The following is a 12,826-nucleotide window of genomic DNA, read 5'->3' on the forward strand; positions in this document are numbered from 1 at the left end:
TGAGAGGATCCAATGAGTCAATATTTCTATATTCACCCCGAAAATCCACAGCCGCGCCTGATCAGTCAGGCGGTAGAGCTGCTGCGTAAAGGTCAGGTCATTGTCTATCCGACCGATTCCGGTTACGCCCTGGGTTGTCGTCTGGAAGAAAAAAATGCGATGGAGCGGATTTGCCGGATCCGTCAGTTAGACAGCAACCACAATTTCACACTGGTATGCCGCGATTTGTCCGAGCTTTCGACGTATGCCTATGTCGATAACGGCGCTTTCCGCCTGATGAAAAACAACACGCCGGGCAACTACACCTTCATTCTGAAAGCGACCAAAGAAGTGCCGCGCCGTCTGATGAGTGAAAAGCGCAAAACCATCGGTCTGCGGGTGCCCTCCAATCCTATCGCCATCGCCTTGCTCGACGCGCTGGGCGAACCGCTGATGTCCACCACGCTGATGATGCCGGGCAATGATTTTGCCGAATCTGATCCGGAAGACATCAAAGACCAGCTGGGCAAACTGGTGGATCTGGTTATTGATGGCGGTTCCATCGGCCAGCAACCGACCACGGTGATTGATCTGACCGAGTCGGTTCCGGAAGTGGTCCGCGAAGGGGCAGGCGATCCGACGCCTTTCCGCTAGGCATTTACGCGCTACTGGCTAAAAAATAATCACCCTGACAGCCCCCGAAGCATACAAATTGCAGATAATTGTGTATAATGGCGGGCTGACTTTTTGTAAGTCATTGTATTGATAAGTAATGCTGTCTGGCGATGTGTTTTATCTGTGCATGTGTCGAGTGATCCCGTGCAGAAATGAAGTTTCCGCGACAGTCCGCTTATCTCCCAAACTGAATTTTGACGGGCAGGCGATGTTCACATCGTGCTGGCCGCTCCCCCCGACGCCTGTGAAGGCGACAAATGAGGCTGCTCAATGAGCGAGAAGTATAATTCCCAGAAACACTCCAGTGACAGATCCAAACCGGCACGTTCACCAGGTGATAAGCCGAAAAGCGGCAGAAACTCCGGTGCAGCGAAAGCCCGTCCTGAACTGTCACGTGCTGAAAAACGCGGCGAAAAGCCACGTTCAGACAAGCCACGTAGCGATAAACCTAACAGTGATAAACCCCGCAGCGACAAACCGCGTTCAGACAAACCACGTTCTGATGCCGGTCGCAGCGATTCACGTTCTGATTCCCGCATCGAAAAACCAGGTCGCGGCAAGACGCGTCCTGAAAATCCACGCGGTGAAAAACCTCGTTCGGTGAAACCACGCGCCGGCAAGCCAAAAGCTGAAACGCTGTTTGATGAAACCGGTGACGAAGACGAAGTGAAGTACCAGAAGCCGAAAAATGCGCTGGACAGCACCGAAGGGCAAAGCGAAAAGCTGCAAAAGGTGCTGGCACGTGCGGGCCACGGTTCGCGTCGTGAAGTGGAAGCGATGATCCAGGCCGGGCGCGTCAGCGTCGACGGTAAAATCTCTACGCTCGGCGACCGTGTTGAAGTCACCGGCGGCACAAAAATCCGTCTCGACGGCCACGTGCTGTCAGTCATGGAGTCCCAGGACACCGTGTGCCGCGTACTGGCGTACTACAAGCCGGAAGGCGAGTTGTGTACCCGCAGTGATCCTGAAGGCCGTCCGACCGTCTTCGACCGTCTGCCAAAAATGCGCGGTTCGCGCTGGATTGCCGTAGGCCGTCTTGATGTCAACACCTCGGGTTTGCTGCTGTTCACGACCGACGGTGAACTGGCAAACCGCCTGATGCACCCAAGCCGTGAAGTTGAACGTGAGTATGCGGTGCGTGTATTCGGTCAGATTGATGATGAAAAAATCAAACAGCTGAGCCGTGGCGTGCAGCTGGAAGACGGCCCTGCCGCTTTCCGCTCCATCAAATTCCAGGGTGGCGAAGGTCTTAACCAGTGGTACAACGTGACCCTGACCGAAGGCCGTAACCGTGAAGTGCGTCGCCTGTGGGAAGCCGTTGGCGTTCAGGTCAGCCGTCTGATCCGCGTGCGTTACGGTGATCTGAATCTGCCAAAAGGCCTGCCTCGCGGCGGCTATAAAGAGCTGGATCTCCCGGACATCAACTACCTGCGCACGCTGGTAGAAATGAACGAAGAAACCGTCAGCAAAATGCCGGTAGAACGTGACCGCCGCCGTGTGAAAGCTAACCAGATCCGTCGCGCCGTTAAGCGCCACACTCAGGTGGCTCCTGCACGTCGCAGTGCCCCGGCGAAAAGAGGCTAATCGCGACTTAGCGATATTGTTTCGAATCCGCTGAAGAACCGCAGTCACCGACTGCGGTTTTTTTTATCTCCATTCAGGGAGCTGAAGAATACGCCTGTTACCAGTCGATTCCCTGTTGCGCCATAATTCCGGCATCAAAAGCATGTTTCACCGGGCGCAGTTCGCTGACGGTATCGGCCATTTCCAGTAAATCGCGATGGCAGCCCCGGCCGGTGATGATGACTGTCTGATGCGCCGGACGCGCATTCAGCGCATCCACCACGTCCTGTAATTCGAGATAGCCGAAACTGACCATGTACGTCAGCTCATCAAGCACTACCAGATCTAAAGACGCATCGGAAAGCATCCGCTTTCCATGCTGCCATACGGCCTGACAGGCCTGCGTATCCGTCTCTTTGTTCTGAGTTTCCCAGGTAAAGCCGGTCGACATCACCTGAAACTCAACCCCGTGCGGTTCGAGCAGGTTTTTTTCACCGTTCGGCCATTCCCCTTTGATGAACTGTATGACCGCAGCGCGCATCCCGTGACCGACGGCGCGGGTGACGGTGCCGAAGGCCGCCGTGGTTTTACCTTTGCCGTTGCCGGTGAAAACAATCAAAATTCCGCGCTGTTCTTTCGCGGCGTCAATGCGTGCATCGACCTGTTCTTTTAGCTTTTGCTGGCGCTGCTTGTGGCGATCTTCGGTCATGAAAGGCTCCGTTGTATTTTCAGGGCATTCTGGCACGCCTATTCGGCAGGGCCCGCTTTGCGGCCTGGCTGGGCATCAAAACTCATGCCGGTTTTACGGCGGCTGTCGTCACCCATCAGGTACAGATACAGCGGCATAATATCGGCAGGTGTCTTGAGCTTATCCTTGTTTTCATCCGGAAACGCCGAGGCACGCATACTGGTGCGCGTGCCGCCGGGGTTGATGCAGTTAACCCGCAGCCCGGTGTGCTTATGCTCTTCCGCCAGCACCTGCATCATCCCTTCGGTGGCAAACTTCGAAACGGCATAGGCGCCCCAGCCGCTGCGGCCTTCACGCCCCACGCTTGAGGTGGTGAAGACCAGTGAAGAGCTGGCCGATTTCAGCAACTGCGGCAACAGCGCCTGCGTCAGCATGAAGGTGGCGTTCACGTTCACCTGCATCACGTTCATCCAGTCCTGCAAGTCGATGTCTGCCATCGGCGTGATGTCGGTGAGCAGCCCGGCGTTGTGCAGAACACCGTCGAGATGCGGTACCCACTGTGCAATCTGATCCGCAACGCGCTGGCAATACTGCTGGCTGGCAGTGAGCAAATCGAGAGCATAAATGAAAGCAGGGCGCAGATTTCTCGCCGCAATCTCCTGCTGAACACTGGCCAGTTTACTTTCGGTACGGCCAAGCAAAATCACCTGAGCGCCGAAGCGGGCATAGGTGAGGGCGGCTTCGCGGCCAATGCCGTCGCCTGCGCCGGTCACCAGAATAATGCGGTGATTGAGTAAGTCAGATTTCGGATGATAGTGCACGTTCTGTCCTCATAACGGGTCGGAATGTGGCGGCAAATGGCCGTCGTCACATGCGTCATTTGTAAAATCAAAACGCCGGAAGTGGGAGATATTGCGCTCAACCAGGGTCCGGCATTTCGGCGGAATTAGGGTGTGTTTCAGGTGTGATCACCGGTTATATGCCTGAAATGAACATGAGTTTCAATGATTAACCGAAAAACAGACAGCTCTTTTGTAACAAAATTGGAACAGGCGCGCATCCGTATTTACCTCTGGCTGACAATGTCACATTCCCGCAAGACGCCGGTTAAGCTATTGTCTAGAATGTTCAGCATCGTTATTACCACGGTTTTATTTGCACATTGAAAAGGCGGTTTGAGTGGATTTACTTTCTCTTTATGGGTTGTTTTTAGCCAAAGTCGTCACCGTAGTCATCGCCATCGGCGCACTGGTGGTCCTGGTGGTCCTGGTGGTCGGGCTTCGTCAGCGTAAATCTCAGGGTAAAGGTGAGTTACAGCTGACAGACCTGGGTGAACAATATCGCGAGATGCAGCGTGAAATGCGCACTGCAAGGCTCAATCCCGCAGAGCAAAAACTGCGCGGAAAAGAGCTGAAGAAAAAGGATAAAGCAGAAGCCAGACAGAAGAAATTGCAGGCGAAAACCGGCGAGAGCAAACGCAAGCCTTGTCTGTATGTGCTGGATTTCAAAGGCAGTATGGATGCCCATGAAGTGACCTCGCTGCGTGAGGAAATTTCTGCGGTGATGGCCGTCGCCACGCCGGAAGATGAAGTGTTGTTACGTCTGGAAAGTCCCGGCGGTGTGGTCCACGGGTACGGCCTGGCGGCCTCGCAGTTAGTGCGTTTACGCCAGAGCGGCATCCGCCTGACGGTGGCGGTAGACAAAGTGGCGGCCAGCGGCGGTTATATGATGGCCTGCGTTGCCGATCGTATTGTCGCGGCACCTTTTGCGATCATCGGTTCCATCGGCGTGGTTGCGCAAATTCCTAACTTCAACCGCTTGCTGAAAAAGAACGATATCGACATCGAATTGCATACTGCTGGCGAATTCAAACGGACGCTGACCCTGCTGGGTGAAAACACCGAGGAAGGGCGCGAGAAATTCCGTGAAGACCTCAACGAAACGCATGTGCTGTTCAAAGATTTTGTGCACCAGAATCGCCCTTCACTGGACATTGATGCCGTAGCGACCGGTGAGCACTGGTTTGGTACGCAGGCGCGTGAAAAGGGGCTGATCGATGCCATCGGAACCAGTGATGATTTGCTGATTGCTGAAATGAAAAATCATGAGGTGATTGCAGTGCGTTACGCACGTCGCAAACGCATGATGGACCGGTTCACCGGCAGCGCGGCAGAAAGTGCCGATCGCCTGTTCCTGCGCTGGTTGCAGCGCAGTCAGAAACCGCTGCTGTAACCGAACATTCAATAATGAAAAAGGGACGAAAGTCCCTTTTTTTATCACTGTTTTTTATCGGTAAATCTTCAGACAATCCCGGTTGGTATTCACTTAATTTTCGAGATGGTATTTTTCTGAAAACAGATGTGCCAGATGTTTAAACATATTAAATACGGCCGTTGTTTTTCGGGTGGGTAAACCGTCGTCATCCATGAAGAATTCCCCGCGGAAAACCAGCACATTGCCTTTCTGCTCAACCTCTGTGGCGATCATTCCCTGCATGTAATCTTCATGTTCACGGATAACCTTATTCGCTTCGATCAGTAAAGCTTCACGACTAATTGCCGATGTATTTTCGTGCATGTTATTTACTCCCCACTATAATTTCTGACGATATTGTAATCCTGCTGATGATAAAACCGCAAATCCACTGGGGTTAATCCTTTAAGTAAGTGGTCATGTTTTGCACAGTCAGGGGAAAAGTTTCACCACTTTATCGAAATGGGGGATTCGGTGTTAATTAGGTTGCGCAGCGATTTTTATCAGGTAGAGTGTGGGATTTTGTGGCTTCAGGTGGAATGTTTTGTTTACGCTTGGTCATTATTTGACGTGAAAACAGGCACAGTCCGCTGAACCCTGTCTGGTTAATCCCTCGCAGAATCAGTGTTTTGAACCTCTGGAAGTCAGATCGCTCGTTCTTTGAAAGAAATGAGTTGACGTTCTGACTCACTGCCGCAATATAAAAAAAGACATGATATTGTGCCGCGGCATAACTAGACAAAAACTTCTTCAGCTGATGAAGAATCATTCAGGTAAAGGTAATTATGGGCAAAGCTCTCGTAATAGTTGAGTCCCCGGCAAAAGCCAAAACGATTAATAAATATTTAGGAAATGACTACGTGGTTAAGTCCAGCGTCGGTCATATTCGTGATTTACCGACCAGTGGATCCGCTGCTAAAAAAACCGCCGTCTCAACCGAAGAAAAGCCAAAGAAAAAAGTAAAAAAGGATGAGAAAACTGCGCTGGTTAATCGCATGGGCGTCGATCCTTATCACGGCTGGGAAGCGCAATACGAAATACTTCCTGGCAAAGAAAAAGTGGTTGCCGAGTTAAAAGCGTTAGCCGAAAAAGCTGACCACATCTATCTCGCAACCGACCTTGACCGCGAAGGAGAGGCGATTGCCTGGCATTTGCGGGAAGTGATTGGCGGTGACGATAAACGTTTCAGCCGCGTGGTCTTTAACGAAATTACCAAGAACGCGATTCAGAACGCTTTTAAAGAACCGGGCGAACTGAATATTGATCGTGTTAATGCCCAGCAGGCGCGTCGTTTCATGGACCGCGTGGTGGGTTACATGGTGTCTCCACTGCTGTGGAAGAAGATTGCCCGCGGTTTATCCGCCGGTCGTGTTCAGTCCGTGGCGGTGCGTCTGGTGGTCGAGCGTGAAAAAGAAATTAAAGCGTTCGTGCCGGAAGAGTATTGGGAATTGCATGCAGATTTGCTGGCGAAGAAAGATACCGCGCTGCAAATGGAAGTCACGCATCATCTCGACAAACCGTTTAAACCGGTTAATAAAGAACAAACTCACGCTGCGGTTTCGCTGCTCGAAAAAGCGCGCTACACGGTCGTCGATCGTGAAGACAAACCGACCAGCAGTAAGCCGGGCGCACCTTTTATTACGTCCACGTTGCAACAGGCTGCCAGCACGCGTCTGAGCTTCGGCGTGAAGAAAACCATGATGATGGCCCAGCGTCTGTATGAAGCCGGTCACATTACCTACATGCGTACCGACTCCACCAACCTGAGTCAGGATGCGGTAGAAATGGTTCGCGGCTACATCGGTGAGAATTTCGGTGATAAATACCTGCCGAAAGCGCCGTTGCAGTACAGCAACAAAGAGAATTCACAGGAAGCGCACGAAGCGATTCGTCCTTCTGACGTGGCCGTGGTGTCTGAACAACTGAAAGACATGGAAGCCGATGCCCAGCGTTTGTACCAGCTGATCTGGCGTCAGTTTGTTGCCTGCCAGATGACACCGGCGCAATACGATTCTTCCACGCTGACGGTGAAAGCGGGCGATTACTCCCTGCGCGCCAAAGGCCGTACTTTGCGTTTCGACGGTTGGACGAAAGTCATGCCAGCGCTGCGTAAAGGCGATGAAGACCGCATTCTGCCTGCTATTGAAGTCGGCACCGACCTTGATCTGCAACAACTGCTGCCCACTCAGCATTTCACCAAGCCGCCTGCGCGTTTCAGCGAAGCGTCACTGGTTAAAGAGCTGGAAAAACGAGGCATTGGCCGTCCGTCTACCTATGCGTCGATCATTTCGACCATCCAGGATCGCGGCTATGTTCACGTTGAAAACCGCCGTTTCTACGCCGAGAAAATGGGTGAAATCGTCACAGATCGTCTGGAGCAAAACTTCCGCGAACTGATGAACTATGATTTCACCGCGCGCATGGAAGACGGTCTGGATCAGGTTGCCAACAACAAAGCTGAGTGGAAAGCCGTGCTCGACGAATTCTTCACCGAATTCAGCAAGCAGCTGGAAACCGCAGAAAAGGATCCGGAAGAAGGCGGTATGCGCCCGAACCAGATGATCCTGACCAGCATTGAGTGCCCGACATGTGGCCGCCCGATGGGTATCCGTACCGCCAGCACTGGGGTGTTCCTGGGCTGTTCCGGTTACGCATTGCCGCCGAAAGAACGCTGCAAAACCACCATCAACCTGATCGCGGATGCCGAAGTGCTCAACGTGCTGGAAGGGGATGAGGCAGAAGCCAATGCGCTGCGTGCGAAACGTCGTTGTGGCAAATGTGGCACTGCGATGGACAGCTACCTGATCGACAACCAGCGTAAGCTGCACGTCTGCGGTAACAACCCGGAATGTGACGGTTACGAAATCGAGCAGGGCGAATTCCGCATCAAGGGCTATGACGGCCCGATCGTTGAGTGCGAGAAATGTGGTTCTGAAATGCACCTGAAAATGGGACGTTTCGGCAAGTACATGGGTTGTACCAATGACGAGTGCAAAAACACCCGTAAGATCCTGCGTAACGGTGACGTTGCACCGCCGAAAGAAGATCCGGTTCCGCTGCCTGAGTTGCCGTGTGAGAAATCAGACGCCTACTTCGTTCTGCGTGACGGCGCTGCCGGTGTGTTCCTCGCGGCCAATACTTTCCCGAAATCGCGCGAAACCCGTGCGCCGCTGGTGGAAGAGCTGAAGCGCTTTAAAGATCGCTTGCCGGAGAAACTGAGTTATCTTGCGGATGCGCCCGTCGCTGACCCGGAAGGCAACAAATCGATGGTACGTTTCAGCCGCAAAACTAAGCAGCAGTACGTGTCTTCGGAAAAAGACGGCAAAGCCACTGGCTGGACAGCGTTCTTCGTTGACGGCAAATGGGTGGAAGGCAAAAAGTAATCATTGCCGTTAGCCCGCCTGTCAGGCGATAACTCATTGTTACTCTTTTGTGAAAAACCAGTCCTCCGGGCTGGTTTTTTTATTGCATTCAGATCTATCATCGACAGGTTTCTGACAACTTTCTTCTCAGGCTTATGCTGTCTGCGTTAATCCTTATGTTATCTGGCTATACAACGTGTTAATTCTTGATATAATTGTTATATAAAATTTATTTTTATTCACAATAGTAATAAGCTAATGCGTCTGCCTCATAAAAAGGCGCGTTTACAGACTTCGGGCATTCAATAAAAATCATTTCCAGTCTGTTCAGCCGGCAGGCGAACAGGGATGGTGACAGGGTTTGAAACCAGGGTGGTATGAGATATGAAATTGCAGCAACTGCGCTACATCGTAGAGGTTGTTAATCACAATCTGAACGTCAGTTCGACGGCAGAAGGCCTGTACACGTCGCAGCCAGGGATCAGCAAACAAGTCAGAATGCTGGAAGATGAGCTCGGTATTCAGATCTTCTCCCGCAGCGGAAAACACCTGACGCAGGTCACACCGGCAGGGCAGGAAATCATCCGTATCGCCCGCGAAGTTTTGTCCAAAGTCGATGCGATCAAGGCCGTGGCCGGTGAGCACACCTATCCTGACAAGGGATCGTTGTATGTCGCCACCACGCACACGCAGGCACGCTACGCCTTGCCGAACGTGATTAAAGGCTTTATCGAGCGTTACCCGCGCGTTTCACTGCATATGCATCAGGGCTCTCCGACGCAAATCGCGGAGGCCGTTTCAAAAGGCAACGCTGATTTCGCCATTGCTACCGAAGCGCTGCACCTGTACGACGATCTGATCATGTTGCCTTGCTATCACTGGAACCGCGCGGTGGTGGTTCAGCCAGATCATCCGCTGGCGGGTAAAGAGAAGGTCACCATTGAAGAGCTGGCGGCCTATCCCATCGTCACTTATACCTTTGGTTTTACCGGTCGCTCGGAACTCGATACCGCGTTTAACCGCGCCGGTCTGACGCCAAAAATTGTGTTCACCGCCACTGATGCGGACGTGATCAAAACCTACGTGCGGCTGGGGTTGGGCGTGGGCGTGATCGCCAGTATGGCGGTCGATCCGGTTCAGGATCCGGATCTGGTGACCGTGGATGCGCGGGATATTTTCACCTACAGCACCACCAAAATCGGTTTCCGCCGCAGCACGTTCCTGCGCAGCTACATGTACGATTTCATCCAGCGCTTCGCACCGCATCTGACGCGTGACGTGGTAGATACCGCAATTGCCCTGCGCTCGAATGAAGATATCGAAGAGATGTTCAAAGACATCAAATTACCGACGAAATAATTCCGCCTCTATTTCTGATGTAAAACGTCCCGCGCCATCTTCTGATGACGCGGGATTTTTTTTATCGGATGATCCGTTTGAGCTGTTATCAAAATGTTAACAATAATATGTGTTATCTTTATATATGCACTTATAAGCCAGCGGGTTATTCCTCTTTCGCCCAGCTGGTGCTGTGAAGCATAAGGAGAAGCTATGTCGTCCGATATTCGTAACAGAAGTCTGGATAAGCTGGCAGTCCAGGGTAAGGAGTTCCACTACTACAGTCTGCCACTTGCCGCCAAAACGCTGGGTGATATTCAGCGCCTGCCTAAATCTCTTAAAGTCCTGCTCGAAAATCTGCTGCGCCACGTTGACGGTGACACTGTCACGGAAAATGATTTGCTGCAGCTGGTGGAATGGCAAAAAACCGGCCACGCCGATCGCGAAATTGCTTACCGTCCGGCACGCGTTCTGATGCAGGATTTCACCGGGGTACCCGCCGTGGTGGATCTTGCTGCAATGCGTCAGGCCGTTAAACGCCTCGGTGGCAATGTCGATCAGGTGAATCCGTTATCGCCGGTCGATCTGGTTATCGACCACTCGGTCACCGTGGATGAGTTTGGCGATGAAGAAGCGTTTGATGAAAACGTCCGGCTGGAAATGGAGCGCAATAACGAGCGTTATCAGTTCCTGCGCTGGGGTCAAAAAGCCTTTAACCGTTTCCGTGTAGTACCGCCGGGCACCGGTATTTGTCACCAGGTCAATCTGGAGTATCTCGGTCAGACCGTCTGGCATGAAGAACAGAATGGCAAAACGGTGGCTTATCCCGATACGCTGGTCGGCACCGACTCCCACACCACCATGATCAACGGTCTTGGCATTCTGGGCTGGGGTTGCGGCGGTATCGAGGCTGAAGCGGCGATGCTCGGACAGCCGGTTTCCATGCTGATCCCGGACGTGGTGGGCTTCAGGCTGACGGGAAAACTGCGCGAAGGGATTACCGCAACCGATCTGGTGTTAACCGTCACGCAGATGCTACGTAAGCATGGCGTGGTGGGTAAATTCGTTGAATTCTTTGGCGACGGTCTGGCCGATCTGCCGCTGGCGGATCGCGCGACCATTGCCAATATGTCGCCTGAGTTTGGTGCAACCTGCGGGTTCTTCCCGGTGGATGACGTCACCCTCGGCTACATGAAACTCAGTGGCCGCAGCGATGAGCAAATCGAACTGGTGAAAGCCTATTCACAGGCGCAGGGCTTATGGCGCAATGCCGGTGATGAGCCGGTGTTCACCAGCACCCTGGCGCTGGACATGGGCGATGTCGTGCCGAGTCTGGCCGGTCCGAAACGTCCGCAAGACCGCGTTGCGCTGCCGGATGTGCCAAAAGCCTTCAAAGCCGCCACCGAACTGGAACTGGGCAATAACAAGCCGGGGCATACTGACAAAGAAAGTTTCACTCTTGATGGTCAGCATTACTCGCTCGACACCGGCGCGGTGGTCATTGCGGCAATCACCTCCTGTACCAACACCTCCAACCCGAGCGTACTGATGGCGGCCGGGCTGCTGGCCAAAAATGCCGCTGAAAAAGGGCTGACCAGTAAACCCTGGGTGAAAACTTCGCTGGCACCGGGCTCTAAAGTGGTGACCGATTATCTGAATGCCGCCGGGCTGATGCCGTATCTGGAAAAGCTGCGCTTCAATCTGGTGGGGTATGGCTGTACCACCTGTATCGGTAACTCCGGCCCGCTGCCTGAGCCTGTTGAATCCGCCATCAAAAGCGGTGATTTAACAGTGGGGGCTGTGCTGTCGGGTAACCGTAATTTCGAGGGGCGCATCCATCCGCTGATCAAAACTAACTGGCTGGCATCGCCGCCGCTTGTGGTGGCTTACGCGCTGGCCGGGAACATGAACGTCAATCTGACGACCGATCCGCTCGGTGAAGATCAGCAGGGTCAGCCGGTTTATCTGAAAGACATCTGGCCAACGGCGGCGGAAATCGCACTTGCCGTCGGGCAGGTCACGACGGAAATGTTCCACAAAGAGTATGCCGAAGTGTTCAACGGCGACGCCAGCTGGCAGGCGATTCAGGTTGAAGGGACGCCAACTTACACCTGGCAGGAGGATTCCACCTATATCCGCCATCCGCCGTTCTTCAGTGACATGAAGGCTGAACCGGATGCCGTGGAAGATATTAAAGACGCGCGCATTCTGGCGATTCTGGCGGATTCCGTTACCACCGATCACATCTCACCGGCCGGGAACATCAAAATCGACAGTCCGGCGGGACTGTATCTGAAAAACCACGGTGTCGAACCGAAAGCCTTTAACTCGTACGGCTCCCGACGCGGTAACCATGAAGTGATGATGCGCGGAACGTTTGCCAACATCCGTATCCGCAACGAAATGGTGCCGGGCGTGGAGGGCGGTTATACGCGCCACATCCCGTCGCAGGAACAGCTGGCCATCTACGACGCGGCGATGCGCTATCAGCATGAAAGCGTGCCGACGGCGGTGATTGCCGGCAAAGAGTATGGTTCCGGCTCCAGCCGTGACTGGGCTGCGAAGGGGCCGCGCCTGCTGGGCGTGCGCGTGGTGATTGCCGAATCATTTGAGCGGATCCACCGTTCGAACCTGATCGGCATGGGCATTTTACCGCTCGAGTTCCCGCAGGGCGTGACGCGCAAAACGCTGAAACTGACCGGCGACGAGCAGATCAGCATCAGCGGGCTGCAAACGCTGAAACCGGGGCAGGAGGTGCCGGTGCAGATCGCGTTCGCTGACGGCCAGACGCAAACTATCAACGCACGCTGCCGTATCGATACCGGCAACGAACTGACCTATTTCCAGAACGGCGGCATTCTGCATTACGTGATCCGCAAAATGCTGTGATGGGTAAAATGCGTTAATACTGCGTTTTCTGCATAAAAAAGGGCACCTTCATAAGGTGCCCTTAATATTTGCCGGTCAG

9 protein-coding genes are annotated in these 12,826 nt (G+C 53.3%); 6 read left to right on the forward strand and 3 right to left on the reverse strand.

Annotated features, from left to right (window positions below; genetic code table 11):
- Positions 1–12: 12 nt before the first annotated feature.
- Positions 13–633: an L-threonylcarbamoyladenylate synthase gene (locus ACQZQY_RS14425; protein WP_056780712.1), complete on the forward strand. Its 621-nt coding sequence runs from the start codon at positions 13–15 to the stop codon at positions 631–633.
- A 687-nt stretch (positions 634–1,320) separates the two neighbouring features.
- On the forward strand, positions 1,321–2,238 hold the full coding sequence (gene rluB / locus ACQZQY_RS14430; RefSeq protein ID WP_413529008.1) for a 23S rRNA pseudouridine(2605) synthase RluB: 918 nt from the start codon (positions 1,321–1,323) through the stop codon (positions 2,236–2,238).
- A gap of 97 nt (positions 2,239–2,335) precedes the next feature.
- On the opposite strand, the gene cobO is transcribed toward rluB, so the two are convergent.
- Both cobO and ACQZQY_RS14440 read right to left on the reverse strand, forming a co-directional pair.
- The gene (gene cobO / locus ACQZQY_RS14435; RefSeq protein ID WP_431295843.1) at positions 2,336–2,926 is read right to left on the reverse strand and encodes a cob(I)yrinic acid a,c-diamide adenosyltransferase; all 591 of its coding nucleotides are present in this window, start codon (positions 2,924–2,926) and stop codon (positions 2,336–2,338) included.
- A 38-nt stretch (positions 2,927–2,964) separates the two neighbouring features.
- The gene (locus ACQZQY_RS14440; RefSeq protein WP_431295844.1) at positions 2,965–3,726 is read right to left on the reverse strand and encodes a YciK family oxidoreductase; all 762 of its coding nucleotides are present in this window, start codon (positions 3,724–3,726) and stop codon (positions 2,965–2,967) included.
- A 358-nt stretch (positions 3,727–4,084) separates the two neighbouring features.
- Between ACQZQY_RS14440 and sohB the strand changes: the two genes are divergently transcribed.
- On the forward strand, positions 4,085–5,137 hold the full coding sequence (sohB, locus tag ACQZQY_RS14445) for a protease SohB (RefSeq protein ID WP_431295845.1): 1,053 nt from the start codon (positions 4,085–4,087) through the stop codon (positions 5,135–5,137).
- A gap of 93 nt (positions 5,138–5,230) precedes the next feature.
- On the opposite strand, the gene ACQZQY_RS14450 is transcribed toward sohB, so the two are convergent.
- Positions 5,231–5,482 carry a YciN family protein gene (locus tag ACQZQY_RS14450; RefSeq protein WP_056780695.1) on the reverse strand — a complete coding sequence of 84 codons (252 nt, stop codon included), beginning with the start codon at positions 5,480–5,482 and terminating at the stop codon, positions 5,231–5,233.
- A 461-nt stretch (positions 5,483–5,943) separates the two neighbouring features.
- On the opposite strand from ACQZQY_RS14450, the gene topA reads away from it, so the two are divergent.
- The 3 genes from topA to acnA all read left to right on the forward strand — a co-directional run bounded on the left by topA (position 5,944) and on the right by acnA (position 12,747).
- Positions 5,944–8,541 (forward strand): type I DNA topoisomerase, encoded by a 2,598-nt coding sequence (gene topA, locus ACQZQY_RS14455; protein WP_122095507.1) that lies wholly within the window; start codon positions 5,944–5,946, stop codon positions 8,539–8,541.
- 363 nt (positions 8,542–8,904) lie between these two features.
- Entirely contained in the window at positions 8,905–9,879 is a 975-nt protein-coding gene (cysB, locus tag ACQZQY_RS14460) for an HTH-type transcriptional regulator CysB (protein ID WP_056780687.1), read from the forward strand.
- A gap of 192 nt (positions 9,880–10,071) precedes the next feature.
- Positions 10,072–12,747 (forward strand): aconitate hydratase AcnA, encoded by a 2,676-nt coding sequence (gene acnA / locus ACQZQY_RS14465; protein WP_122095506.1) that lies wholly within the window; start codon positions 10,072–10,074, stop codon positions 12,745–12,747.
- Positions 12,748–12,826 lie beyond the last annotated feature (79 nt).

Source organism: Rahnella sp. PAMC25559 (assembly GCF_050632365.1).
Classification (GTDB): domain Bacteria; phylum Pseudomonadota; class Gammaproteobacteria; order Enterobacterales; family Enterobacteriaceae; genus Rahnella; species Rahnella rivi.

What these genes read in the sequence shown, in the direction of transcription:
- ACQZQY_RS14425 (WP_056780712.1), top strand. Translation starts at nt 13, where the DNA reads ATGAGTCAATATTTCTATATTCACCCCGAAAATCCACAGCCGCGCCTG.
- cobO (WP_431295843.1), bottom strand. Translation starts at nt 2,926, where the DNA reads ATGACCGAAGATCGCCACAAGCAGCGCCAGCAAAAGCTAAAAGAACAG.
- ACQZQY_RS14450 (WP_056780695.1), bottom strand. Translation starts at nt 5,482, where the DNA reads ATGCACGAAAATACATCGGCAATTAGTCGTGAAGCTTTACTGATCGAA.
- topA (WP_122095507.1), top strand. Translation starts at nt 5,944, where the DNA reads ATGGGCAAAGCTCTCGTAATAGTTGAGTCCCCGGCAAAAGCCAAAACG.
- cysB (WP_056780687.1), top strand. Translation starts at nt 8,905, where the DNA reads ATGAAATTGCAGCAACTGCGCTACATCGTAGAGGTTGTTAATCACAAT.
- acnA (WP_122095506.1), top strand. Translation starts at nt 10,072, where the DNA reads ATGTCGTCCGATATTCGTAACAGAAGTCTGGATAAGCTGGCAGTCCAG.